Raw genomic sequence first — 25485 nt, forward strand, 5'->3', positions numbered from 1 at the left:
CTCATCGGGCTCTCACACCCACCCCCTTCGAGCCGCTTCCGCGCCCGCGCGGAAGCGGCTCGTCGTGCCGAGGGCGGCCATCAGCTCGCCCACCCGCCGGCTGTACGTCCGCGCGGACATGCCGAGCCGGGCCGCCGCCGTCTCGTCCGTGAGCCCCGACAGGAGCGCGTCGAGGACCGGCCGCAGCTGCGGCGCGAGATCGCGCCGCGGGGGAGCCGGCGGCGGTATGTACGTCAGCTCCTCGGCCGCCGCCCAGCAGGCGTGGTGCGCCCGGACGAGGGCCTGCACCACCACCGGGTCGCGGATCAGCAGCAGGCCGTTGTACAGCAGTTCCAGGTCGAGCGGGACCGCCGCCACCGTCCGGTCCACGACGATCATCTTGAACGGGATCGCGTCCGCGAGCCTGGCCCGGCCGGGGATCCCGAGCCCGCTCTGCAGCCGGGGCAGGGCGTGCCGCGGCACGATCCGCCGGACCTCGTCGGCCCGCTCCGCCGCGGCCCGCATGCACGCTCCCGCCAGCTCCAGGAACGGCCCGGGGATCGCGCAGCCCGCGGAGGCGACGGGGTCGTCGAAGGTGAGCAGCTCGTGCCGGGTGGAAGCGGCCAGCCCGGCGAGCGCGGCACTGATGCGCCGCGCGCCCCGGACCGGGCGCCCCGCGGGCCGCTGTCCCTCGGTCGCGGCCCGGTTCATCGCCGAACGGGCGAGCATCACGGAGCCCGCGCTCTCTGCCACCGCTGAACCACCCCCGCCCGACCGATGTCCACTCCATGTACGCATGCGACTGCACACGGTGACAAGCCCTGTTGAGAAGGATGGCGAATCCATGCCACCCTCGTCCGCTCCGGCCGCCGTTGTCACATCGAGATCCATCCGCAACTCATCCGACGGCTCCCTCCGGGCCCTTCGTTCGTCACATTCACAAGTGCCTTACGAATGGGGGAGATGACATGAGTCGACAGGAAGCGGTGGCGCGAGGGCGCCGCCAGGCCCGGTTCGGGACCACGATCGCGGGACTGCTCGCCGTCGGACTGGCCGTCGGCGGCTGCGGCGCGTCGGGCGAGACCCGGGACGTGTCGCGCGCCGAGGGAGGCCGCACCGCACCGGGCGCCTCCGGTGGCGGCGGGGCCACGAAGCCCGGATACGTCGCCCCCGGAACGGCGACCCCGGGGGCCGACGCGCCCGCGCCCGAGGAGGGCGAGCAGCGCAGCAGGCCGCCGGCCCCCGACTACCTCTCCACCTTCGCGCTGGACGTGGACACCGCCTCGTACGGCTACGCCCGCCGCACCCTCGCCGAGGGCCGGCTGCCCGCCCCGTCGACCGTGCGCCCGGAGGAGTTCGTCAACAGCTTCCGCCCGGACTACCCGCGTCCGGCGGACAACGGCTTCGGTGTGAGCCTCGACGGTGCCCGCACCGGCCGGGACGGCTGGTCCCTGGTCCGGGTGGGGCTCGCCACCCGCGGCGCGGACCGGAGCGGTGAACGCCCGCCCGCCGCCCTCACCTTCGTCGTCGACATCTCCGGCTCGATGGACGAGCCCGGGCGCCTCGACCTGGTCAAGGAGTCCCTCCGGCTGCTCGCCGACGAGCTCCGCGACGACGACTCGATGGCCCTCGTCACCTTCAGCGACGAGGCGGAGACCCGGCTGCCCATGACCCGCGTCGGCGAGGCCCGGGGCCGCATCCGCGAGGTCGTGGAGTCCCTGGCGACGGCCTCGTCGACGAACGTCGAGGCCGGCGTCCGCACCGGATACGACGTCGCCGTCGAGGGCCGCCGCGAGGGCGCCACCAACCGGGTCGTGCTGCTCTCCGACGCCCTCGCCAACACCGGCGAGACCGACGCGGACGGGATCCTCCGCCGCATCGACGAGGAGCGCAGGGCCCACGGGATCACGCTCTTCGGCGTCGGGGTGGGCAGCGAGTACGGCGACGAGTTCATGGAGACCCTCGCCGACAAGGGCGACGGCCACACCACGTACGTCTCCACCTCCGAGCAGGCCCGGAAGGTCTTCGTCGACCAGCTGCCCGCCCACGTCGAGCTGCGCGCCCGCGACGCCAAGGCGCAGGTCGCCTTCGACCGGCGGACCGTCGAGAGCTTCCGGCTGATCGGCTACGAGGACAGGGAGGTCGCCGACGAGGACTTCCGTGACGACCGGGTGGACGGCGGCGAGGTCGGTGCCGGTCACACCGTCACCGCGCTGTACGCGGTGAAGACCCGGCCCGGGGCGACGGGCCGGGTCGCCACCGCCACGGTCCGCTGGCTCGACCCGGCGACCCGCGCGCCCCACGAACGCTCCGGCACGGTCGCGGTCGAGGCCCTCGGTGCGGGGCTGTGGGACGGCGGCCACGACAGCCTCCAACTGACCGCGATCACCGCCTACTTCGCGGACGCGCTGCGCGGCGGCGACCTGCCGGGCGACCCGGGGCTGCGGGTCCTCGGCGAGCGGGCCGAGGCGATCGCCGCCCGTTCGGGATCAGCGGTGGTACGGGAGCTCGCCGAGTCGATCGAGCAGGCCCTGCGGCTGTTCGGATCGGCCGCGGAGCTGGGTGAAGGAGCCTCCCGCGAGGGAGAGTTGAGGTCGGGTGACCCGTACAGCTGACGCTCGGGGCGGGTGGCGGGCCAGAATGGCCGCATGGCCACCCTGCTGCTCGCCCTCGCCGTCGGATGCACCGGGCTCTACGCCGGTTTCATGCTGATCTTCCAGACCGGGATCATGCCCGCCCTCGCCCGGCTGACGGACGCCGAGTTCGTCCCGGCGATGCGCCGGATCAACGAATGCGTCCCCAGGCCCGTCTTCCTGCTCGTCTTCCTCGGCGTCGTCGCGTTCCCCGCCGCCGCCTTCTTCGTCCCCGTCGACGGACGCACGGACACGCAGAAGTGGCTCGTGCTCGCGGGACTCGTCTGCGCGGCCCTCAACCACCTGGTCACCGTCGCGGGGAACGTCCCGCTGAACGTGGCGCTCGCCGCGTCGGAGCGCCCGGGCGGCGCCGACGAGGACCCCTCGGCGGTGCGGGCCGCCTTCGAGAAGCGGTGGAACGGATTCCATGCAGTCCGTACGGCGCTGATCGTTGTCGCGTTCGGACTGCTCACCGCCGCCGCCGTCCTCTGAACCGTACCTGCTGGCCGGTTTCTGGCGCGAAATAGCGGTTGAGGACCCCTCTGGCATCCGCAAGGTCTCTGCGAAAGCGTACCCCCGAGTCCTGAAACAGTCCTTCGAGGGGTAAAGGTCTAAGCCAGTGACGAAATCCTGACGCCGAAATATCCCCTCAAATGGGGTGAAGCACCCCGATATCACGGGTCAGGTTTCCGTACCCTACGGTTTCTTATTGACATGCCTACGGGGGTCTTTTCTAATCAACGAAGGTCAACCCGCGCGCAGACACCGCACAGGCACTGAGGGGGCAAGGTGGACGTCCGGATCCTGGGGGGACTGTCGGTACGGGAGAACGGCGCGTCCATCACCCCGACGGCAGCCGCGCCGAGGCAACTGCTCGCCCTGCTCACCGCCAGCGCGGACCAGGTCGTCCCCGTGACGGTCCTGACCGAGGAGCTCTGGCCCTCGGGCGCCCCGCGCGGCGCCCGGGCCGAACTCCAGTCCCATATAACGGAGCTGCGAAGACTCATCGCGTCCGCGCTGACCCGCGACGACGGCCCGGCCGAAACCCGACCCGGCTGGTCCGACCGGCGCACCGCCGACGCGGTCCTCGTCTCCCAGCCCGGCGGCTACCGCCTCGACACCGGCGGCGGCGTCCACGACGTCTGGCAGTTCGAGCGGGCCGCGGGCGCCGGCTACCGGGCCATGGACGCGGGTGACCTCCCGCGCGCCGCACTCCGCCTCGGCGAGGCCCTAGCCCTGTGGCGCGGCGAGCCGTACGCCGGCGTCGCGGCCGGCCCCCGGCTCCGCCGCGAGATCGAGCGCCTCGAAGCGTCCCGCCTGAGCGTCCTCGACCAGTGGATCGAGGCCCAGCTCGGCCTCGGTCACCACGCGGAGCTGGTCTCCGAACTCTCCGGACTCGTCGCCCGCTACCGCACCAACGAAGCGCTCCACGCCCACTACCTGGTCGCACTGCTGCGCTGCGGCCATCACGACGAGGCCCTCACCGCCTACGAGCGGCTGAAGGCGGCCCTCGCCGGGGAGAGCGGCGGGGAGCCCTCCGCACGCCTGCGCCGGCTCCACCGCTCGGTCCTGACCCTGCGGCACACCGCGGCGCGCTCCGTCTTCGACACCCACGCGCACGCCTGGACACCCACCCGGACGGCCGTGCACGCATCCGCCCCCATACCCGCCCACATACCCGCCCAGTACACCCCCGTAAGGCCCCGTCCCGTCCCCGTGGGATCGCTCGTCTGAGGGAACGCGCGATTCCGGGAACGAAGTACGTCAGGTCGCCGTTGTGGACGTGCGGCGGGACGATGTCGACGGACTCCCGAAGCCGGACCGGCTCCGGTGGACAGGGTGACGCGGTCGGCCTCCTGTCGACATGACTTGTTTCGCTCTACTACGGGGGTGGAGACCATGACCTCGCACGGCGCGGACGCGGCCGGCGGTGCCGACGCGCTGCTCGCGGTCCTCGAACTGCTCGCCGGACAGGCACCGTCCGCACACTTCGAGACGCTTCTCGACGAAGCCCGGCTGGCCGGCCTCTCCGGTGAGGGTCTGGAACAGCTGGAGCGGGCGGTGAAACTCGCCGGCGAGGTCCGCACCGGCCGGGAGGACGACGCGCGCCGCGAGGCCGGACTCACCGCCCTCACCGACACCGCGCGCGACCTGACCTTCTCCTACGACCTCGACAGCCTGCTCCGCGTCATCACCCGCCGCGCGCGCCGGCTCCTCGGCCTCGACATGGCGTTCGTGACACTGCGCGGACCGCACGGCAGCTGCTACGTCCACACCACCGAGGGCGCCCGCACCGGACCCGAAAGCGCCGGCCGGACGGCCGGACCACGCCTCGCCCCCGGGTTCAGGATCAGCGAGGGGTACGGACTCGGCGGCGCCGTCCAGCTCCACGGCGAGCCCGTCTGGACCGCCGACTACCTCGCCGACGAGCGCTTCGCCCCCTCGGGCTCGCTCGACGCCGGCGTCCATGCCCCCGCCTTCGACGAGGACGCCGAGGCCGCCGTCCGCGGCGAGGGGCTGCACGCCATCATGGCCGCCCCGCTGCGCAGCGGCGACGCCGTGATCGGCGTGCTGTACGGGGCGGACCGGCGCGTCCGCGACCACACCTCCGAGGAGCTCGGCCTCCTCGCCGCGCTCGCCGACCTCGCCGCCCTCGCCGTCGAGAAGGCCGGACTCCTCGACCGCACCCGCGCCGAGGTCTCCGAGCTGGAGCGGGACAGCTCCCGCGTGCGGACCAGCCTCACCCGGATGCGGCACGTCAGCGAGGCCCACAGCCGCATCATGAACCTCGTCCTCGCGGGCGGCGATCTCGGAAACGTGGCGAAGGCCGCCGGGGACGCCCTCGACGCGACCGTGCTCATCCGCGACCAGGGCGGCCGCGCCCTCGCCGGCGGCGACATCCCCGGACTCGACGAGGAGGCCGTCGCCAAGGCCTCGCTCGACGCGCACGCCCGCCGCCGCCCGGTCCCCGCCGACGGCGACACCTGGGTCGCGCCCGTCATCGCGGGCTCCGAGGACCTCGGCGGCCTGGTGATCCGCGCCGCCAGTGGGCTCACCGGCGAGGACGAGCGACTCCTCGAACTCGCCGCCCAGTCCGTCGCCTTCCTCCTCCTGATGCGGCGCTCCACGGCCGTCGCCGAAGGGCCCGTCCGCGACGAGCTCCTCGACGACCTCATCGCCGACCCGCCGCACGCGCCGCAGCAGATCGCGCAGCGGGCCCGCCGCCTCGGCGTCGACCTGCGCAGACCGCACGTCCTCGTGCTGGCCAGGCCCGAGGGCGGCGAGCAGGGCCGCGCCGTCGTGTGGGCGTCCTCCTACGCGTACCGCCTCTCCGGCCTGAAGACCGTGCAGGGCGGCTGCATCGTGCTGCTGCTGCCCGGCATCGACGCCTCGGCCGCAGCCAAGGCCGTCGCCGCCGAGCTCTCCCCGCTGCTCGGCCATCCCGTCTCCGTCGCCGCCGCCGGACCCGCCACCAGCCCGGACGGCGTCGGCCGCATGCACCTGGAGGCCGGGCGCTGCCTCGACGCGATGAGCGCCCTCGGCGGCACCGGTTCGGCCGCCTCCGTGAACGACCTGGGCTTCCTCGGCCTGCTGCTCTCCGACGACCACGACGTGGAGGGTTTCGTCGAGGGGGCGATCGGGCCCGTACTCGACTACGACGCCGAGCGGTTCACCGATCTGACGCGGACCCTGGAGGCGTACTTCGCCTCCGGCGGCAGCCCGACCAACGCCGCCGAGGCGCTGCACGTCCACCCCAACACGGTCTCGCGCCGCCTGGAGCGGATCGGTGAACTCCTCGGCCCCGAGTGGCAGAAGCCGGGCCAGGTCCTGGAGGTCCAGCTCGCCCTGCGCCTCCAGCGCACCCGCGAGGTCCTCGCCCGGGGCCGTGCCACCACCGACCCGACCCGCCCGGCCGCCCCGTAGGGGTGTCTTGCCGATCGGGTCGGGCTCGCGGTGCCCGGCCGGGCGGGCCGACCCGCGGTCAGCTCGCCGAGCGCCTCGACGCGTAACCGGAGTCGTAGGCCGCGTCCCATTCCGAGGAGGCCAGGAGCGTCGCCGCGTGGGCCGCCGAGGCCAGCGTGATGTGGCGGTGCCAGCCGCGGAACGAACGGCCCACGAAGTCCCGCAGCCCCGCACCCTCGCCGACCTCCACGAAGTCCCGCTCCACCCGGCGCGCGAGCTTGGTCAGCCGCAGCAGCGAGCCGACGGGGGAGTGGGTCAGATCGCTGATCCACACCCGGGCCGGGGCCCGCCGCGGGTCGTCCCACTCGCCGAGCAGCACCAGGGGCCGCATCCGCTCCCCGCCCGGCGTGGGCAGCGCGACCCGCACGGCCGTGGCGAGCGAGGTCCGCGAGGTCCGCACACCGGCCACCGTGTCCACCCAGCTCACCGGCCTGCGCAGGCCCTTGAGCGACTCCAGGATCTGCACCGCCGACAGCGGCCCCGCGCCGAAGCCCGGCAGCGAACGGTCCGCTATCGCCAGCCGCGAACCCGGACCGATCCGCGCCACGACCGGCACCCCTGCCCCGGCGAGCCGGGTGAGCGCCGCCCGGCCCGCGCCGCCGCGGATGTCGAGCAGCAGCGGCTTGCGGGTGACGTCCGTCCAGCGGGCGGTGTCGAGCGCCGCGGCGACCGCGCACTCCTCCAGCGTCTCCTCGCCGGCCTCCTGGGGAACCTCCGCGCGGTCGCGCCGCGTGCGGTCGTTGACCCACGGGTCCGGCAGGAACAGACGCCAGTTGACCGGAACGCTCAGCTCGTCGCTCGCGAACCACACCCCGAAGGCCTGCTGGCCGTGGAAGACCTGACCGCGCTCCGGATCGAAACGCCGGTCCACGCCCACCGAGTGCTCCCCGGCCTTCGGTATCGGCATCGGCCGGACGACCCAGGCCTGCGGGCAGCTGTTCCGCTCCAGGAACCGGGCGAGCGCGGCCCGCATGGGCTGCCAGTCCCAGGTGGAGCTGGAGACGAAGTGGTGCAGGCTCTGCTCGGCGGCGGGGCCGCCTATCTGCGCGGCGATGTTCCGGATCGACTTGCGGCCCTGCGCGGTGAGCAGGCCGTACAGGTACTGCTCGGCCTTCAGGCGCTGGTCGCGGCGCGGGAAGCCGGAGAAGAGCGCGGAACACAGCTCGGCGTAGGCCTCTTCGCCCGCGCCGGACGCACCGACGGACGTGCCGAGACTCCGGGGAACCGTCAACGACGAGACGGCCCCGGTGGTGGCCCTGCGCTTGGTGGATGTACTCACGACACTCCTGCCCGAAGGTTGCGCAGCTCCCTCCCGCTGCTCCACCACCGTCGCCCGCACCCGTCTCCCGGCACGAGGTGTACCCGGCACCCGAATCGGCCGCCGAATGGTGGCCGGACCACCTCCCCCTACATCACCCCAGGTCACAGCGGCCCCCAGCACCCGGCCCCGGACCCCCCTGAGGGTCCTCGGGAATACCCCGAGGGGGGATCTGACAGACTCACCGGCCCCGCTTTGACCCGTAGCAGGGAGTGGCCGGACCATCGCAGAGCGAGGCTGCACGGGCCGGATCCCGGTTAATGCCCCAGGCCGGGAACCGCGCCTGTGCGCCTCGCGCTCGACTTTCCGACACCCCCTAGGCTTCGAGGCATGGGAACGCGCGGAGAGCTACGGGTCGTCGGGGTCGTCGCCGCCGGCGGGGCCCTCGGCGCGACCGCCCGCTACGGCGCCTCGCTCCTCTGGCCGACTCCGGCCCACGGCTTCCCCTGGACGACCCTCACGGTGAACGCCGTCGGCTGCGCCGCGCTCGGCGTCCTCATGGTGCTGCTCACCGAGACGCGCGTCCGGGTGGCTCCCCATCCGCTGCTCCGCCCGTTCCTCTGCACCGGCTTCTGCGGGGGGTTCACCACCTTCTCGACGTACGCGCTCGACACCCGGCTGCTGCTGGACGCGGGCGACCCCACGCGGGGCCTTCTCTATCTGGTGGCGACCCTGATCGCCGCCCTCGCCGCCGTCTGGGCGGGGGGCGCCGTCACCCGCGCGGTCGTACCGGTCCGGGTGACGCCCGCGTGAACTGGCTGCTGGTGATGGCGGGCGCCGCCGTCGGCGCGCCCTTGCGCTACCTCACCGACAGGGCGGCGAAGACCCGGTTCGGCCTCCGCCTTCCCTGGGGCACGTTCGCGGTGAACGTCGTCGGCTCGTTCGTCCTGGGCCTGCTGACCGGCGTCTCCTCGGAGCGGCTGCACCTGCTGCTGGCCACCGGCCTGTGCGGCGCCCTCACCACGTACTCCACCTTCTCGTACGAGACGCTGAAGCTGTACGAGGGCGGGGCGAAGGGGTACGCGGTGCTGAACGTGGCGGGGAGCCTGGCCGCCGGACTCGGAGCCGTATGGCTGGGAGTCCGGACGGCCGGGCTGCTCTAGGCAGGACCTCGGGCGGTGACCAGGATCTCAGGCGGTGATCCAGGTCGCTGGTCGCGATCACCGGCTGCACGCCGTCGCGTTGGATCGTGCCCTCGATCAGGCCGTACATCCGGTCGGCGGGTGGGTCAACGGATGGGGATGACCTTCGTCTCCACCACCGGCAGCCCCTTGGCCCACCAGTGGTCGAAGCGCCGGTAGACCCGCGGATCCCGGCCCGCCAGGAAGGAGCCGAGCGCCTCCGCCTCCGCGGCCAGCTCCGCCCAGACCTCCGCCGGCAGCGGCTGGAACGCCGAGGCCTCGATGCCGCCGTCGACCGGCCGCCAGACCCCGGCGACGTACCCGTCGACGAGGAGCGTCGGCAGGACGTCGCCGTTCACGCGGATCACCGCCTTGCGGTACTCGGGCGGGATGACGCGGCCGCGGTCCGCGTACGCCAGCAGGATGCTGTCCCACATGGCCATCAACCGGGGCGGGGCGGGCACGTCCCCGTCGGGCCGGACCGCCCCGGGCACGTCGTACAGGATCGTTCCCTCGGGCCCTTCCAGGACGTCGAGCCGGCCGTCGAGCGCCGCCAGGGCCCCGCGCACCCGCCCCCGCTGAGTCATCGAGAACTGCGCGATGTCCGCCACCGACGCCGGCCCGAAGCCCTCCAGATAGCGCCGTACGAGCACCGCGAGACCCGCGGCGACCGCGTCCGGATCGGTGTGCTCCGGCAGTTCGGCCGCCGTGACGAAGGACTGCGCCGTGCCGTACGACCACGGCGGTCCCGTCGGGGCGTGCCACAGCGGCGCGTACTGCCGGATCATCCGCCAGACCACGGACTCCACCGGGCCGCCGCGGCCCTCTTCGAGACGGCCCAGCATCTCGGCGCCGGTCCGCGCGCGCTCGGCGTACGCGAGGAGCCCGGGCAGCAGCGCGTCGGCGTCGGCCGGCGTGAACCCGGCGGCCCTGAACCGGGGGTCGCCGAGCCGCGAACCGCGCAGCGTCGGCTCCATGCCCTCCCGGAACGCCCGGTAGTCCTCGACGTGCACCAGGTGCAGCGTGAGCCGCATCAGCGTGGACCGCACCGCCCGGAACTCCTCCACCGCCCCGTCGAGCAGGTCCGGTTCGAAGCCCGCGACGCGGTTCCACAGGGCCACGTACGGCGAACCGGGCAGCTGCGCCTGGAGGGCGACGACCCGCCGCAGGGCCTCCTCGACGTCGACCGGGGCCCGTTCGAGGAGCAACTGGCGCGCGAGGGTGGAGCGGTTGAGGGAGCGCGTGGTGATCACCATGGTCCGATTCTCACTCCCGGCCGACCGGAACACGTAGCGTTCCCCTCCATGGCATCGACCACCACCACGACGAGGCCTGCGACTTCGACACACCTACGGACACCGGAGCCGCCCGCCCACGTCACGGTCGGTGCCTCCGGCTCCCTTACTGTCGCCCTCTCCGTCCCGGCGTGGCCGGGGCGCAGTCCTCTCCCTGCTCTGTTTCCTCGTCTGCCTCGGCCTCGGGATGCAGTCCTGGACGGCCCTGCGGCTCACGGGCTTCGACCTCGGGATCTTCGACCAGGCCGTGCGCGCATACGCGCACTTCGAGCTGCCGAGGTAGCCGATCAAGAACCCCTCCTGATGCTGGAACGGGGGCCGGCCCGCCGCTACGGGGCGGCGGCGGAACTGATCCCGGACGGGGCGACGGTGGAGGCGGACAACACCATCGCCCCCCGCCTGACGGCCCGTACGCACGTGGTCATCGTCGACACGGTGCCCCGGGGCGCGGCCTGGGTCCTCCTGCGCGTGGACGACAGGACTTTCCCCTTCGCCACGACGGAGGACCAGGCGGCGCGCGTCGCGCTCCTCCTGGCCCACGGCTACACGGAGGTCCGGCGCCAGGACGGCACGGTCCTGCTCCACCGCACCACCCGGATCCCGATCCCGGACATGCGCGTCCTGGGCCCGGACAGCACCCCGGTCCGCGAGGCCGTCCCGGAGGACGTGGGCGCGAACCTGCTGCTGCGCTGAGGCCCGCGGCGGTGCGGGCCGCCCACGGAGGTCCGTTCACCCAGGGCTCACCCGGTCGCCCGCTGGGACACCCCGGCGACCCCCACCCTGGAACAGCTCGACGACGAGGCCGCGAAGGCCGCCCCGCTCCTCGCCAAGCGCCTGGTCCTCGACCTGAACACCGTCGAAGGAGTCCCCGGCAAGATCGAGGGCATCGCCCTCGAAGGCCGCTCCACCCTCGTCCTGCTCAACGACAACGACTTCGGCATGACGGACGGCCCCGCGGCCTTCGACGCGGCCGGCCGTCTGGTCGACAGCGGCGTGGAGACGACCCTCGTCCGCGTACGCCTGCCCCGCCCGGTCCGCTGAGAGTCCGTGCCCTGGACGGCGGCCCGCCGGGTGACCGGTGGGGGTCCGGCTCGTTGCCCGGTCGTCCATGACGACGACATGTGGAGGTGCGCGGTGAGCGGACGACGGACGGGCGCGGCCGGGGATCTGGTCCTGGGTGACATCGGAGACGTACGGAGGGCGGCCGAGGCGCTGGGCGAAGGGGCCGCCGTGGCCCACGGCTTCGGCAACTTCTACGCGCTCACGGCCCGCGCCGACCGGGAGGTCGTCGAGCGGGTCAACCGGCTGAAGGGCCGCCCGGCCGGCCAGGTCGGCAGCGTCACGACCGTCCGCGAGCACGTGGGATCCGTCTTCGACTGGACCCGGCTGCCGGCCGAGGTGCCGCGCCGGCAGATCGAGGACCTCGTGGAGGAGCTGTTGACCCTCGGGCCGTTCGGCTTCCGGGGTCCCGCCGCGGCGCGGATCCCTCCCCATCTCTCGGCCGTCCAGGACGGCGTGCCCACCGTGCAGTTGATCGCCCCCGGCTACCGCTGCCCGTCCAACGTCTTCCTCGCCGAGGCCCTCGGCCGCACCGGTGCCGGATTCCTCTCGGTCACCTCGGTGAACCGTTCCCGCCGTGCGACCGGTGCGGAGTACGAGCCGGCCCACTGGCGGGCCGCCGGAGTGACCAGGGACTTCGGCCACGAGCCGGACGTCCGGATCCTCGCCCACGACGACGAGGCCGTCGCCCGTCGCCACCACCCGTACCACGTGCCGATGTCGACGACGGTGCTGTCCTTCCACCGCACCTCGGGTCACGGCCGCTCGGGCCTGCCCGCCCTCTCCCTCGAACGGCACGGTTCGCTCTCGGCCGACCACACCCGCTCCGTCGCCGCGAACCACGGCTTCGCCCTCACGGTCCCGCCGCAGGCCGAACGCAGGCTGACCGCACGCACGTACACCGACTGACGCCGTGGCGGGCGTGGGGCCCGGGCGGGCGCGGTCCGGTAGGCTCGCCGGCGGCCCCGCGAGCCCTTCACGGCTGTGCCGCGGGCGTCTCCGGTGAGCCGTCGGCCGGCGTCGAACCCTTGTGGAGCCGCTTCTCGCAGAGCAGGTACCCCGCGTGGAGGCGGTTGCGCGCGCCGAGCTCCCTCATGATCTCCGCGATGTGCCGCTGGACGGCGCGGAGGGACAGCCCCAGGCCCTCGGAGATCCGCTTGTCGCTGATGCCGTCGACCAGTTGCTGCTCGATGGACGAGCGGATCGCGTTGGACGTGCTCTGCGTGACCTCGCGGTCATAGCTCACGGGGAAGTCCGTGGCCACCGCCCAGGCGTGCTCGAAGGCCTGTACGGCCATGTCGACGACGCTCGGGCTCCGGGCGATGAGCGCGCCCTCCTTGCTCCCCCGCAGGGAGAGCACGGCGACCCGGCGGTCGAAGATGAGGACGCGCGGGAACCCCGCCGCCGTGGTGCGGACCGCCGCGCCGCGTCTGGCCACGTGTTCCACGTAGCCGATGGTGCCCTGGTCGAACTGGGCGGAGTGCTGGTAGAGCGTCCGCATCCGTACGTTCCGCTGCAGGAGGCTCTCCGCCTTCGTCAGCGACTCGCGGATCAGCTCCTCCGGCCGGGGACCGCCCGGCTGTGACGTCAGCACCTCCTCCTGGGCGTCGACCGCCAGACCGGTGATGAGGTTGCGTACGGCCGGCAGGGAGTGGATCTCCTCCAGGTCGGGAACGCCTCGTGCCCCGGCGTGCGTCTCGTAGACCGGAGTGAGCATGTCGAAGGCCGCGCTGGTCTCCGCGATGGCGTGCTGCAGCCCCTGGACCTCCTGGTAGAGCGGGCTCAGTGCGACCCGGCGAGCCGTCTCCGGAGAGACGGCGTGGAAGTGGCCTTCCTCCGAAGGGCCTTGCAGCAGACCCCAGCCGATCAGGGCGCGCACGGCCTTCTCGGCGTCGGCGGGAAGGCACCGGACTTCTGCCTGAATCTCTTGGAATGTCGCCTGCTCCCGTGCGAGGAGGCAGGCGTAGACCTGCGCGGCTCCCGCCGCAACGGATTCCGCGGTGTCCGATCCGCCTGTTCTGATCACTAATGAACCTTACGTTCAAGGGTCGCATTTCTGCCAGCGGCAACATGATCCCTCAACTCCCTGGATCCGTGGTTTCTGCCTGGCGATAGTGGATGTCGCCGCAGGTCACGAGCCTGAGTGGCGCAAGATGACAGACGGGGAAACACATGATGAGCACCCTTTCCAGACACCTTCGGCGAGCGGCGGTCGTGGTGTCCGCACTCGGCGCACTGGCCCTGACCCAGGCCGACGCCTTCCTTGTCGACGACGACGCGCCGAACCGCGATGTCGTCGTGACCGCACTGGGTGTCGATCTCGGCTGGGGATGACGCCGATTCCGCGGACCGGGAATCCGCGGACCGGGAATGCGGAAGGTGATTCCGCCCGGGAACGCCCACTGCTTGTTCATTTCGCAACATCACGAATTTGGGGGGTCAAGTGTCGGAACGGCACGTGGAGTTGCTGGCGATCGGGGCCGGGCCGGCGAACCTCGCACTGGCGGTAGCGCTCAGTGAATCGGCGCCGTCGTGGCTGGTCGACAGTTCACTCGTGGTCGAGCAGGCCGAGGATGTGACCTGGCAGCGCGGAATGATGATGCCGTGGGCGCGCAGCCAGGTGTCCTTTCTGAAGGATCTGGTGACGCTTCGCAATCCCACCAGTCGCTTCTCCTTCCTGAACTACCTCCATTCGGTCGGCCGTCTCGATGACTTCATCAACACGGGCACCTTCACCCCGCACCGCATGGAGATCTCCGCCTATCTCCGCTGGGTCGCGACGGAAGTTCCGATTCCGGTTGAGTTCAACAAGAAGGCCGTCCGCATCCGCCCGGTCCGACCGGAGTCCGGAGATCTGGAGGGGTGGCAGGTCACCTTCTCCGACGGTTCCGTCATCTCCTGCCGGAACCTCGTCATCGGCGGCGGCCGCGACCCGTACGTGCCGGAGGCGTTCCGGTCGCTTCCGGCCGAACGCGTCATCCACAGCACGGAGTTCTCGGAGCGCATCGGCAAGCTCGACAAGTTCGGGGCGCACCGCATCGCCGTGGTCGGCGCCGCGCAGAGCGCCGGTGAGATGCTCTGGTCCTCCTACCAGGAGTTCCCGCACGCCCGGCTGACCCTGCTCATGCGGTCGATCGGCCTGGTGGCCTACGAGGGCAGCAAGTTCACCAACGAGCTGTTCTACCCCTCGTTCGTGGGCGAGTTCCACTCGTCGCGTCCGGAGGCCCGCCGCCAGATGCTCGACGAGATGTACCGCACGAACTACGGAGGCCTCGCCCCGGACCTGCTCAACAGCCTCTACCACCAGATGTACCAGGACCGGCTCACCGGTACCGAGCGCATCGACATGGTCAGCATGTCCGACGTGACGTCGACCCGCATGGACGGCGACGACGTCGTGCTCACCTTCACGGACCGCAGGACCGGACAGAGCGACTCCGTGCGCTGCGACACCGTGCTGCTCGGCACGGGATTCGTCCGCTCGATGCCCCGGCACATCCGCGACCTCGCCGACTCGCTGGGCCTCGCCGACGTCGAGGTCACCCGCGACTACCGCATGGTCGTGCCCGGCGGGACCGCCGCCGGCTGCTACCTGCAGGGGGTCAACGAGGCCACGCACGGCATCGCCGACTCGCTCCTCAGCGTGCTGGCGAGCCGCTCCGGGGAAATCGCGGCGGACATCGTCCGGCATTACGAGAACGACCGAGTGCCGTCCCGCACGGCCTGAACAGGGGGGGACCCTGATGGAGATTCGTCATCTCAACCGCGACGAGCTCGTTCACGAGAACGGGCTGGACGCCCAACGACTTGTTCCCTGGCCCGCGTTGAACGCGCCCTTCGAGGGGTCCTGGTGCGTCATCAGGCCCGGCACCGCTTCGACCCCGCACGCTCACCACGAGTACGAGATCTTCGTCGCCATGAAGGGCGAAGCCGTCCTCGACCACGACGGCGGGCGCACCCCCTTCGTCGCCGGCGACATCGTGCACTTCACCCCCGGTGAGCGGCACTCCATCGTCAACGAGAGCGACGACGACTTCGAGATGTACAGCATCTGGTGGGACCGCCCGATGGCCGACGTGTTCGTGGCGAAGCACGAGGCGGGCGAGTGAGCCCCACGAGCCCCACCACGGTCATCATCGCGCCCCCGCCCACGCCCAACGGGAATCTGCACGTCGGACACATCGCGGGCCCCTACCTGGCCGGTGACGTGTACGCGCGCTACCTGCGCGCCATCGGCCGGCCGGTCGTCTTCACGACCGGCACGGACGACAGCCAGACGTACGTGGTCGCGAGCGCCGCGAAGCTCCGCACCACCCCGCAGGAGCTCTGCGCGCTGTCCGCCAAGCAGATCGAGCGCACGCTCGAGGTCATGGGCATCTCCGTCGACGGGTTCGCCCCCTTCGACGACGGTTACCGCCGCACGGCCCTGGACTTCCTGACGGCACTGCACGCGACCGGCAAGCTCCGACTCCGCACCGGCACGTTCCCGTACCTGGAGAGCACCGGCGAGTTCCTGATGGAGGGCCTGGTCGCCGGCGACTGCCCGGTCTGCCTGGCCGAGAGCCGCGGCGGGCTCTGCGAGGCGTGCGGTCACCCGAACAACTTCTCGGAGCTGATCAACCCCCGCTCCACCATCGACCCCACCGAGCCCGTCGCCTTCCGCGAGGCCGAGATCCTCGTCCTCCCGATGGAGGAGTACCGCGAGCAGCTCACCGCCTACCACCAGAGCCAGGGCGCCGGCTGGCGGCCGCATCTCGTGCAGCTGTTCAAAGAGGTGCTGTCCCGGCCGCTGCCGGACTTCCCCATCACCTTCCCGACCGGCTGGGGCATCGCGGCGCCGTTCCCCGAGACGCCCGGGCAGGTGCTCAACGCGTGGGCCGAGGGCATGGCCGCGTCGATGTACTGCACCTGGTGGGCCGGCGACGACCACGCGGCGGCGACGGACGAGGCGTGGAGGGCCGAGCACTCCGCCCGGCTCGTGTACTTCCTCGGCTTCGACAACGGCTACTTCTGGGGCGGCACGCACCTCGCGATGCTGATGGCCCACGACGGCCGGTACGTCCTGCCCGACACCATCGTCTGCAACGAGTTCTACGAGCTCGAGCACGAGAAGTTCTCGACCAGCAAGGGCCACGTGGTGTGGGCCGAGGACCTCGTCGACGAGGTGCCCCGCGACCTGATCCGCTTCTACCTCTCGCTGACGTGCCCCGAGAACCAGCGCACCAACTTCAGCCGGGCGGCCTTCGAGCAGATCACGGCCGACCGACTGGTCGCCCCGTGGAACCGGCTGTCCGACCGGCTCGCGCAGCGGCTCGACGACGTCCGCCCCACCGGACCGCTCGCGACCTCCGCCGAGGGCAGGGCCCGGGCCGCGGCCATGGAGGAGCGGTTCCACACCTGCTACGAGCTGTCCTCGTACAGCCTCGCCCGCGCCGCGGACCTGATCATCACCCAGGTGCAGCGGCTTGAGCGGAACGCTGACGCCCCCGACACGGCACTGGGCGACCTCCTCCTGGAGACCCGGACGCTGCTGTCCTGCGCCTCGCCCGTCCTCATCGACGTGGCCGAGCAGGCCCGTGAGGCCGGCGTCGCCGTCGACCTCCGCGGCGAGAGCGCCGACGAGATCCCGCCGTTCCGACTGCCGCAGATCGCCACCCCTTCGAGGACCGCCCCATGAAGCTGCTCGCCATCGAGGCCGTCCAGTACCGCACGTACTTCCAGGCCCGCTACCGGCAGGTGGTGGACCTGGGCGTCGACGTCCACGTACTGAACGGCATCGGAACCGAAGACTTCTGGCCCGCGGACCGCTACCGCGTGGCCGGCAGCAAGCACGTCGACGACATCGTCGCCGCCGCACGGGAATGGCACGCCCAGGAGGACTTCGACGGGGTCTTCACCTTCAGCGAGTTCGGTGTCATGGCGGTGGCACACGTCGCCGAGGCGCTGGGCCTGCCCACGATCGGTGTGGAGGCCGCGCGGACGAGCCGCAACAAGTTCCTGATGCGGCAGGCCCACGAGGAGCACAAGGCGCCGCACGCGCGGTTCCGTTTCGTCTCCACCGTGGACGAGGCCGAGGCGGCCGCCGAGGAGTTCGGCTACCCCGTCATCCTCAAGCCCACGCTCGGGGCGGCGAGCAGCTTCGTCTTCCGGCTCGACGACGCCGGGGAACTGCGCGAGCGGTTCGCGACGGCCGCCGAGGGGATCACGGAAGCGGCCCTCTTCCAGCTGGAGGCCGACGGCATGGACGTCGGCCCGTCGGGCCTGCTGATCGAGTCCTTCCTCGACGGGAACGAGTACCTGATCGAGGCCGTGGCCTGGGACGGCGAGGTCCATCTGGGCTCCGTGGTCGACCGGGTCACCGTCGAGGGCGCCACCTTCGACGACGACGTGCACCACGCCCCGACCTCGCTCTCCGGGCCCCAGCTGGCCCGGGTGCACCAGGCCGTCACGGCCGCGGCGCACGCGCAGGGCCTCAGGCGGTGCGCGATGCACGCCGAGGTCCGCTTCCACGGCGACGAGCCGTACATCCTGGAGATCGCCGCCCGCCCCGGCGGCGGCGGCCTGGACCACATGGCGCGGCTGAGCGCCGGATTCTGCCCCATCCGCGCGACGGCCGACGTCGCCGCGGGGCAGCGGCCCGACGTCGACGGCTACACGCCCACCGGGACCCACACGGCGGCGATGTGCCTGATCAGCGGCCCCGGCGAGATCCGGTCGATCTCGGTGCCCGCGGAGGTCGAAGAGTCGGACCGGCTCTTCTTCTTCAACGTGACCGCGAAGCCCGGCGACCTGATCAAGCGCCCCCCCGAGGGCAACAGCATCCTCGGATTCCTCGGTGCCACCGGCACCTCCCTCGAAGACGCGATGAACACCGCCACCGAGCTGGCGAACAAGATTGAGGTGTCCCTCTCATGACCAGTGAGCGCACTGCCCGGCAGCGTCACTACCTGATGTGCCGACCGACGCACTTCGCGGTCGACTACTCCATCAACCCCTGGATGGACCCCGGAAAGCCGGTCGACGCCGACCTCGCGATCCTCCAGTGGGAGCAGCTGCACGCACTGTTCGTCTCCCTCGGGCACACCGTGGAGCTGATCGAAGGCCTGCCGGGTCTGCCCGACATGGTCTTCGCCGCCAACGGCGCGACCGTCGTGAACGGCCGCGTCCTGGCCGCGAAGTTCCGCTACCAGGAGCGCGAGGCCGAGGGCCCCGCGTACGCCGACTGGTTCCGCACCCGCGGCTACGACGTGCACGAGCCCGTGCACGTCAACGAGGGTGAGGGCGACTTCCTCGTCGACGAGGACGTCATCCTCGCCGGCACCGGATTCCGCACCGACCCGGAGGCCCACCGCGAGGCGGAGAAGCACCTCAGGCTGCCCGTCGTCGGGCTGGAGCTCGTCGACCCGCGCTTCTACCACCTGGACACGGCCCTGGCCGTCCTCGCCCCCGGCGAGATCATGTACTACCCGGCCGCGTTCTCCGAGCCGAGTCGGCAGTTCCTGCGCAACCGGTACCCCGACGCCATCACGGCGACGGACGAGGACGCCCAGGCGTTCGGCCTCAACGCGCTGTCCGACGGCCGCAACGTCATCCTGCCCGAGGCGGCGACCCACCTCGCGGCCCGGCTGGCGGAGCGCGGCTTCACGCCGATCGGCGCGTCCCTCTCGGAGCTGCTGAAGGCCGGCGGAAGCGTCAAGTGCTGCACGCTGGAGATCCGCGACCGTGACTGACCTCGACGGGAAGCGTTTCCGCAACCCCGCCTACGGAGACCGGGCGCCGGTCGCCCTGTACCGCCAGGACGGCGACCTGCTGTGGGCGGACTTCGAAGGCGGAGACGTACGCAAGGGGGCGCTGTCCGGGCGGCGACTGCCCGACGGCTCCCTGGAGTTCGGCTACACCATGGTCATGACCAGCGGCGACGTCATCACGGGCCGGTGCAACAGCGTCCCCGAGACCGGCGACGACGGTCGTGTCACCCTGCACGAGACATGGGAGCGCTACGGGCCGCACGCGGCCACCGGCGTCTCCGAGCTGCGGGAGGTCTAGCGTGCCTACCTCGCACGAGGCCCTCGTCCTCGTCGTCGGCAGTGGCGGGCAGGCCTACCGGGAGTACCTGCTCGCGAGCGCCCGCGACCACCACGACGTCTGGCTCCTGGACTCCACCGAGCCGACCTGGCAGCGGCCCTACGTCCGCGGCGCCACGGTGGTCGAACTCATCGACAGGGCCCGGCTGATCCCCGACCGGGAAGCGCTGGTGAAAGCCGCGCTCACGCTGGCCGAGGAGCACACGATCGCCGGTGTGTGGACGTACGACGAGACCCTCGTCGTCGCGACCGCGCACATCGCCGAGGAGCTCGGGCTCCCTGGCCTGTCCGTCACGGGTGCGGAGAACTGCCGCAACAAGGAGCACACCCGCCGGCTCCTCACCGAGGCCGGACTGCCGCAGCCCCGCTACCGCTACGTCACCTCGCTCGAATCGGCGCGCGCGGCGGCCGTGGAGTTCGGCTTCCCCGTCGTGCTGAAGCCCCGGGGGATGGGCGCCGGCATCGGTGTGATCCGCGCCGACGACGAGACCGCGCTCGACCACGCCTACGAGGTCGCCGAGCGGGGGAGCCACGGCGGCAACCCCGCGTACGAGGGTGGTGTCCTGGTCGAGGAGATGCTCGTCGGCCCGGAGATCAGCGTCGACGGCGCCGTCGTGGCAGGGGAGTACAAGCCCTTCGTGCTCGCCCGCAAGCAGGTCGGCATGGAGCCGTACTTCGAGGAGACCGGGCATGTGGTCGACGCCGCCGACCCCCTCCTCGCCGACGGCACGCTCCTCGACGTCCTGACCCGGGCCCACCGGGCCCTGGGCGTCCAGGACGGCATCACGCACACCGAGGTGAAGCTCACCCCGGCCGGCCCGGCCATCGTGGAGGTGAACGGGCGGCTCGGCGGGGGACTCATCCCCTACCTGGGAAAGCTGGCCACCGGCATCGACCCCGCACTCGTGGCGGTCCAGGTCGCCACCGGCCGGGAGCCGTCTCTCACCGCGACCACGCGGGACTGCGTCGGCATCCGGTTCGGCTATCCGCCGGAGGACGGCCGGGTCCGCGAGGTCGAGGTGCCCAGGACCGGCCCGGGCCTGATCGAGGCAGCCGCCCTGACCACGGCCGGCGCCGTGCTGCTGCTGCCCCCGCGCGGAATCGTGGCGCGCTTCGGCTACGCGATCTGCCGGGGCGACGGCCCGGACGCCTGCGAGACGGCGCTGGACACGGCGGAGCAGGCCTTCTCGTTGACTCTCGACCCGATCGGGGAATAGCGCGATGAACATCGCGGTGATCGGTGGCGGCATCGCCGGTGCGGCGCTCGCCTGGCGGCTGCGCCGGCTCGACCCCGACGTGGAGATCACGCTCTTCGTCGGCCACCACAGCGTCCGGGGGGACGCCACCGGTGCCTCCGGAGGAATGGTCCGGGGCTTCGAGACCGACGCCGAGTCGTGTCTCGCGGCCTCGGAGAGCATGGCCGAGCTGGCCGCCGATCCCGTACTGCGGGACCGGGCGGACTACCGCGAGGTCGGCTCCCACTACTTCCTGGAGCCCGGGAGCGCCGACATGGAGGCCCTGGCCTCGATCGTGGAGGCCAGACTGCCCGGCTCGCTGACGTGGTCGGCGGTCGAGGACCTCCCCGGGCCCTGCCCGGTGCGGGGCCTGCCCACGGGCACCGTCGCGGTGGTGGAGCGGCAGGGCGGGTACTTCTCCCCGCACCGGCTGCGCACGTCGATGACGGGCGAGCTGCTCAGGTCCCGGGTCACGGTCTCCCAGGAGCTCGTCACCGGAGTCCTGCCCGACGGCACGCTCCAGGGCGTCGACCCCGCGCACGCGAAGGGCTTCCGGGCCGTCGTGGTCGCGGCCGGCGCGTGGACGCCGCACCTGCTGCTCGACCACGATCCGGTGGCCGGCGGCTTCCGGACCAAGGCGATCCAGTACGTCCGCTGCCCCGTCGCCCCGCCCGGACTCGGCGCGTTCACCGACGAGACCAGCGGCCTCTACGGGCGTCCGCTGGCGGACGGCGGTCTGCTCCTCGGGATCCCCACGGACCGGTGGGGCGTCGACCCGGACGGCGTCGGCGTCGACCCTTCCCTGATCGGCACCCTGCTGGAAGTGGCCTCGGAGCGGCTTCACCTCGACCTGGAGCCGTCCGGCGTGGAGGGGTTCAGCTCGTCGGACTGCTACCACCGGGAGCCGGGGCTGGCCCTGCGCGACCTGGAGCAGGGTTCGCCGGTGTTCACGTTCACCGGGGGCAGCGGCGGCGCCGCCAAGACGGTCCTCGCCGCCAGCCGGACCGCGGCCGCCGGACTTCTCGACCGTCTCGCGGCGGCGCATCCGGGGGGCTCCCAGGCACAGAGATGAAGCCGGGTGGACACCGGACCGCCCTCCCCCCCACGAACTCCGCGACAAACGACGGCCCGACGGCGGCCGTCCTCCGAAAGGTGATCCCATGGCCACTGCCCACTCCTCCCTGAACGCCAAGGCCCAGCTGCTGCACTCGTACCACTCCGGAAGCACCCTCGTGCTGCCCAACGCCTGGGACGCCGCGAGCGCCGCGCTCTTCGCGGAGGCGGGCGCCAAGGCCGTCGCGACCACCAGCGGCGGAGTCTCCTGGGCCCTGGGGCGCCCGGACGGGCAGGGCCTGTCGCGGACCGAGATGCTCGCGATGGCGGAGCGCATCGCCTCCGTCGTCGACGTGCCGGTGACCGCCGACATCGAGGGCGGCTACGGCCCCTCCGCGCACGACGTGGCCGAGACCGTCCGCGCCGCCGTCGCCGCGGGCGTCGTCGGGATCAACCTCGAGGACTCGGGCGCCGCCGACTCCACGCTCTTCGGCGTGGAGGCCCAGGCGGAGCGCATCAGCGCGGCCCGTGAGGCGGCGGCGCAGGTCGGCGTCCAGGACCTCCTGATCAACGCCCGCACCGACGTCTTCCTCTTCGAGGTGGGCGCGGCGTCCGAGCGGTTCGACGAGGTCGTGAGCCGGGCCAAGGCCTACGCCGAGGCGGGCGCCGACTGCCTGTTCGTGCCGGGCCTGGTCAGCCTGCCCGTCCTCAAGCTGCTCGTCGCCGCCTCCCCGCTGCCGGTCAACGCGATGACCGGTCCGGGCGGCCCGGGCGTGGCCGAACTCGCCGCCGCCGGCGTGCAGCGCATCAGCGTGGGCACCGCGATGGCGGAGATCGCCTACACCGCGGCGCGCGCCGCCGCCCGCGAACTGCTCGCCGAGGACGGCGACGTCAAGGACGGCGAACCGAAGGACGCCGACTCCACGGGCGGCGAGTCCGGGACCGCCGACACCAAGGACGCGGACCCGCTGACGTACTTCGACCTCAACGGTCTCTTCGTCTGAGCGCGGGATCCGAGTCGAGGCAGGAGGACACGTGATCGACCCGAACTGGGCTGGGCTGGCCGGCGAGCTGCGAGGGCGACTGTTCCGGCCGGGTGACCCCGGCTACCGGGTGGCCACCCACGTACGCAACAAGCGCCACGAGGGTGCCCGTACCCCCGGGGCGGTCGTCGTGGCCGCCGACACCGAGGACGTCAGAAGGTCCGTCCTGTGGGCGCGCGAGCACGGGGTTCCCGTCGTCGCGCGCTCCGGCGGCCACAGCTTCGCGGGCTACTCGCTCAACGACGGCCTGGTCGTGGACCTCGGCAGGTGCTCGCTCGTCGACGTCGACGCGTCGACCGGACTGGTCACCGCGGGCGGCGGCGCGCGCACCGGGCAGGTGCACGACCGGCTGCGGCCCTACGAGCTGACCGTCCCGACCGGGACCAGCCCGCTGGTCGGCATCGCCGGGCTCACCCTCGGCGGCGGATGCGAGTACGCCTCCCGGTCGCTGGGCCTCACCTGCGACTCCCTCGTCGAGACCACGGTCGTCACCGCCGACGGCGACCTGGTCGTGTGCAACGAGACCGAGAACCCGGACCTGTTCTGGGCCTGCCGGGGCGGAGGCGGCGGGAACTTCGGCATCAACGTGTCGCTCACCTTCCGGACGCACCCGGCGCGCGACGTGTCGATGTGCCGTCTGACCTGGGAGTGGCCGGACGCGGAGCGCGTGGTCGACGCCGTGCAGCGCCTCATGCCCGAGGCGCCGCACGAGTTCTCCCTCAACCTCAGGGTCGCCACCTCCGGCGCCGACTCGGCCTCGGCCGCCGGGAACCGCTTCGTCGGGGTCTCGGGCTACTACTTCGGGCCCTCCGAGGAGCTGCGCGCGATCCTGGCGCCGGTGATCTCCGCGGCGGCCCCGAGCAGCAGCCACTTCGTGGACCAGACGTACTGGGAGGCGAAGGGGAACATGTCGCACCCCTCGCCGGTCGACGACCACTTCATGACCCGTACGAGATACGTGAAGGAGCCGGTCTCCGGGCAGGGAATCCACTCGATCCTGACCTGGATGGAGAAGTGGCCGGGGAGCAGGAACCCGGACGGCGGCGGCCTCGGCATGTTCGCCTGGGGCGGTGCCATCAACGACGTGCCCGCGGCCGACAGCGCGTTCGTGCACCGGGACACGATGTTCCTCGCCTCGATGGACGCCTCCTGGAGCCGCGAGGACTCCCCGCGGCAGGTCGAAGCGGTCCAGGACTGGGTGAACGGCCTCCACGCCGACATGGGCTCCTACATGTCCGACGCGTCCTACCAGAACTTCGTCGACCCGGAGCTCGACGACTGGCGACAGGCCTACTACGGGACGAACTACCCGCGGCTCGTCGAGGTGAAGCGGACGTACGACCCCACGAACGTGTTCGGTTTCGACCAAGGGATTCAGTCATGACAGACGACGCCAAGCGGATCGGTGTGTTCGCCGCGCTGAAGGCGACGCCGAGTACCGCCCGCTTCCTCCTCGGCGGGGTATTCGTCAACCAGATGGGCGCCTTCGTCCAGACCTTCCTGGTGCTCTACCTGGTACACAACGACTGGTCGATGAAGCGCGCCGGCATCTGCCTCGGGGCCTACAGTCTCGGTGCGCTGATCGGCGGCCTGATCGGCGGCGAGCTGACCCAGCGGCTCGGCCCCCGCAACACCATCGTCATCGCGATGACCTGCTCGGCCCTGCTGGTGGCGAGCCTGCCGTTCCTGAAGGACCCGTCGAACTTCGCCTACGTCGCGGTGCTGATCGGCGCGGCCGGTGCCGCGACGGCGGCGTACCGCCCGGGAGCCTCCGCCCTGCTGAACGCGGTGATGCCCGCGGAACTGCGGGTGATGGCCTTCTCGATGATGCGCACCGCGCTCAACCTCGGTGCCGTCATCGGCCCGTTCGCCGCGGCGGCCCTCACCCTGGCGAACTGGGACCTCCTCTACTGGGTGGACGGTGCCACCGCGCTGTCGTACGCCCTGCTCTCCCTGGTGTTCCTCCCGGGCAAGGCCGGCAAGCGGACCGACGGCGCGCCCGGCGCCGCGGCCGAGGCGCCGGTCGAGGCGCCGGTCGAGAAGGTCGGCTACCTCGCGATGCTGCGCGACACCAAGTTCGTCCTCTATCTGGCCTCCATGACGCTGAGCGCCATGTTCTACATGCAGTTCATGGCGGTACTGCCCCTCAAGGTCCAGGCGGACGGCAACCCGACGGCCCTGTACAGCAGCGCCCTCGCGCTCTCGTCGGGGCTCCTCATCGCCCTCGAACTGAAGATCACCAGCTACGTCTCCGAGTGGAAGGCGCCGGTCGCGGCCGGAGCGGGGACCTTCGTCATGGCCCTCGGCCTGACCGCCTACGCCATCTCCGGATCGCCCGTCGTGATCCTGCTGGGCACGGCCGTGTTCGTGAGCGGAATGATGGTGAGCGGCCCCACGCTGTGGGCGCATCCCGCCGGCAAGCCGGAGAACGTCAAGGGGCGTGCCATCGGCTCCTCGCAGGCCGCGTTCTCCCTCGGCTCGGCGACGGGCACGACCCTGGGCGTACTCGCCTGGGGGGCCTTCGGCAACGGCGTCTGGCTGCTGTGCGGGGCGGCCGGAGCGCTCGCGGCGCTCTTCGCCGCGTACGGGCTGAGCGAGGCCCGGGACAAGAACCCGAAGAAGGACGTCGACGAGGTCGCGGAGGCGGAGGCGGCGGCCGTGTAGCCCTCGTCGTCCCGCCCCCTGCACCATCCCCTCAGCCC

The 25485-nt window shown here is 72.1% G+C and carries 24 protein-coding genes and 1 pseudogene; 21 read left to right on the top strand and 4 right to left on the bottom strand.

Annotated features, from left to right (window positions below; translation table 11 throughout):
* Positions 1-12: 12 nt before the first annotated feature.
* Complete coding sequence (locus IE124_RS01295) at positions 13-732, bottom strand: helix-turn-helix transcriptional regulator (protein WP_189503877.1); 720 nt, start codon at positions 730-732, stop codon at positions 13-15.
* 215 nt (positions 733-947) lie between these two features.
* On the opposite strand from IE124_RS01295, the gene IE124_RS01300 reads away from it, so the two are divergent.
* The 4 genes from IE124_RS01300 to IE124_RS01315 all read left to right on the top strand — a co-directional run bounded on the left by IE124_RS01300 (position 948) and on the right by IE124_RS01315 (position 6536).
* The gene (locus IE124_RS01300; RefSeq protein WP_189503879.1) at positions 948-2594 is read left to right on the top strand and encodes a vWA domain-containing protein; all 1647 of its coding nucleotides are present in this window, start codon (positions 948-950) and stop codon (positions 2592-2594) included.
* Positions 2595-2627: 33 nt separating this feature from the next.
* On the top strand, positions 2628-3104 hold the full coding sequence (locus IE124_RS01305) for an anthrone oxygenase family protein (RefSeq protein WP_189503881.1): 477 nt from the start codon (positions 2628-2630) through the stop codon (positions 3102-3104).
* Between the two features lie 297 nt (positions 3105-3401).
* On the top strand, positions 3402-4346 hold the full coding sequence (locus tag IE124_RS01310; RefSeq protein WP_189503883.1) for an AfsR/SARP family transcriptional regulator: 945 nt from the start codon (positions 3402-3404) through the stop codon (positions 4344-4346).
* A 165-nt stretch (positions 4347-4511) separates the two neighbouring features.
* A complete protein-coding gene (locus IE124_RS01315; protein WP_189504705.1) occupies positions 4512-6536 on the top strand; it encodes a helix-turn-helix domain-containing protein in 2025 nt (674 codons plus the stop codon).
* A gap of 58 nt (positions 6537-6594) precedes the next feature.
* Here IE124_RS01315 and IE124_RS01320 read toward each other — a convergent pair whose 3' ends face one another.
* A complete protein-coding gene (locus IE124_RS01320; protein ID WP_189503885.1) occupies positions 6595-7854 on the bottom strand; it encodes an IS701 family transposase in 1260 nt (419 codons plus the stop codon).
* A 369-nt stretch (positions 7855-8223) separates the two neighbouring features.
* Between IE124_RS01320 and crcB (IE124_RS01325) the strand changes: the two genes are divergently transcribed.
* A complete protein-coding gene (crcB, locus tag IE124_RS01325) occupies positions 8224-8646 on the top strand; it encodes a fluoride efflux transporter CrcB (RefSeq protein ID WP_189503887.1) in 423 nt (140 codons plus the stop codon).
* Positions 8643-8996 carry a fluoride efflux transporter CrcB gene (crcB, locus tag IE124_RS01330; RefSeq protein WP_189503889.1) on the top strand — a complete coding sequence of 118 codons (354 nt, stop codon included), beginning with the start codon at positions 8643-8645 and terminating at the stop codon, positions 8994-8996. Before crcB (IE124_RS01325) ends, crcB (IE124_RS01330) begins: the two co-directional genes overlap by 4 nt.
* 125 nt (positions 8997-9121) lie before the next feature.
* On the opposite strand, the gene IE124_RS01335 is transcribed toward crcB (IE124_RS01330), so the two are convergent.
* Positions 9122-10270 carry a winged helix DNA-binding domain-containing protein gene (locus IE124_RS01335; protein WP_189503891.1) on the bottom strand — a complete coding sequence of 383 codons (1149 nt, stop codon included), beginning with the start codon at positions 10268-10270 and terminating at the stop codon, positions 9122-9124.
* A 342-nt stretch (positions 10271-10612) separates the two neighbouring features.
* Between IE124_RS01335 and IE124_RS01340 the strand changes: the two genes are divergently transcribed.
* The 3 genes and pseudogenes from IE124_RS01340 (at position 10613) to IE124_RS01350 (ending at position 12277) form a co-directional block, all read left to right on the top strand.
* Entirely contained in the window at positions 10613-11002 is a 390-nt protein-coding gene (locus tag IE124_RS01340) for a hypothetical protein (protein ID WP_189503893.1), read from the top strand.
* A gap of 63 nt (positions 11003-11065) precedes the next feature.
* Positions 11066-11350 (top strand): annotated as a pseudogene (locus IE124_RS01345) (esterase-like activity of phytase family protein); the annotation flags it as partial.
* Positions 11351-11443: 93 nt separating this feature from the next.
* Positions 11444-12277, top strand: coding sequence for a hypothetical protein (locus tag IE124_RS01350; protein WP_229832011.1), 834 nt, complete (start codon positions 11444-11446; stop codon positions 12275-12277).
* A 67-nt stretch (positions 12278-12344) separates the two neighbouring features.
* Here the strand turns inward: IE124_RS01350 and IE124_RS01355 are convergent, their stop codons facing one another.
* On the bottom strand, positions 12345-13247 hold the full coding sequence (locus IE124_RS01355; RefSeq protein ID WP_189503897.1) for a LuxR C-terminal-related transcriptional regulator: 903 nt from the start codon (positions 13245-13247) through the stop codon (positions 12345-12347).
* Between the two features lie 293 nt (positions 13248-13540).
* On the opposite strand from IE124_RS01355, the gene IE124_RS01360 reads away from it, so the two are divergent.
* From IE124_RS01360 to IE124_RS01415, 12 genes are all read left to right on the top strand, one after another.
* Positions 13541-13702: a hypothetical protein gene (locus tag IE124_RS01360; RefSeq protein ID WP_189503899.1), complete on the top strand. Its 162-nt coding sequence runs from the start codon at positions 13541-13543 to the stop codon at positions 13700-13702.
* A 109-nt stretch (positions 13703-13811) separates the two neighbouring features.
* The gene (locus IE124_RS01365; protein ID WP_229832013.1) at positions 13812-15095 is read left to right on the top strand and encodes a lysine N(6)-hydroxylase/L-ornithine N(5)-oxygenase family protein; all 1284 of its coding nucleotides are present in this window, start codon (positions 13812-13814) and stop codon (positions 15093-15095) included.
* A 16-nt stretch (positions 15096-15111) separates the two neighbouring features.
* Entirely contained in the window at positions 15112-15477 is a 366-nt protein-coding gene (locus IE124_RS01370; RefSeq protein WP_189503901.1) for a cupin domain-containing protein, read from the top strand.
* Positions 15474-17045, top strand: coding sequence for a class I tRNA ligase family protein (locus tag IE124_RS01375; protein WP_189503903.1), 1572 nt, complete (start codon positions 15474-15476; stop codon positions 17043-17045). The genes IE124_RS01370 and IE124_RS01375 overlap by 4 nt, the downstream gene beginning before the upstream one ends.
* On the top strand, positions 17042-18283 hold the full coding sequence (locus tag IE124_RS01380; protein WP_189503908.1) for an ATP-grasp domain-containing protein: 1242 nt from the start codon (positions 17042-17044) through the stop codon (positions 18281-18283). The genes IE124_RS01375 and IE124_RS01380 overlap by 4 nt, the downstream gene beginning before the upstream one ends.
* The gene (gene ddaH / locus IE124_RS01385; protein WP_189503910.1) at positions 18280-19098 is read left to right on the top strand and encodes a dimethylargininase; all 819 of its coding nucleotides are present in this window, start codon (positions 18280-18282) and stop codon (positions 19096-19098) included. The genes IE124_RS01380 and ddaH overlap by 4 nt, the downstream gene beginning before the upstream one ends.
* Positions 19091-19414: an avidin-fold protein gene (locus IE124_RS01390; RefSeq protein ID WP_189503912.1), complete on the top strand. Its 324-nt coding sequence runs from the start codon at positions 19091-19093 to the stop codon at positions 19412-19414. The genes ddaH and IE124_RS01390 overlap by 8 nt, the downstream gene beginning before the upstream one ends.
* 1 nt (position 19415) lies before the next feature.
* Complete coding sequence (locus IE124_RS01395) at positions 19416-20669, top strand: ATP-grasp domain-containing protein (RefSeq protein ID WP_189503913.1); 1254 nt, start codon at positions 19416-19418, stop codon at positions 20667-20669.
* A 4-nt stretch (positions 20670-20673) separates the two neighbouring features.
* Positions 20674-21759 (top strand): FAD-dependent oxidoreductase, encoded by a 1086-nt coding sequence (locus IE124_RS01400; protein WP_189503915.1) that lies wholly within the window; start codon positions 20674-20676, stop codon positions 21757-21759.
* 88 nt (positions 21760-21847) lie between these two features.
* Entirely contained in the window at positions 21848-22744 is an 897-nt protein-coding gene (locus IE124_RS01405; protein WP_189503917.1) for an isocitrate lyase/PEP mutase family protein, read from the top strand.
* 31 nt (positions 22745-22775) lie between these two features.
* Positions 22776-24167: an FAD-binding oxidoreductase gene (locus IE124_RS01410; RefSeq protein ID WP_189503919.1), complete on the top strand. Its 1392-nt coding sequence runs from the start codon at positions 22776-22778 to the stop codon at positions 24165-24167.
* Positions 24164-25447, top strand: coding sequence for an MFS transporter (locus IE124_RS01415; RefSeq protein ID WP_189503921.1), 1284 nt, complete (start codon positions 24164-24166; stop codon positions 25445-25447). The genes IE124_RS01410 and IE124_RS01415 overlap by 4 nt, the downstream gene beginning before the upstream one ends.
* Positions 25448-25485: the final 38 nt, after the last annotated feature.

It is taken from the genome of Streptomyces narbonensis (assembly GCF_014649015.1).
GTDB lineage: Bacteria > Actinomycetota > Actinomycetes > Streptomycetales > Streptomycetaceae > Streptomyces > Streptomyces narbonensis.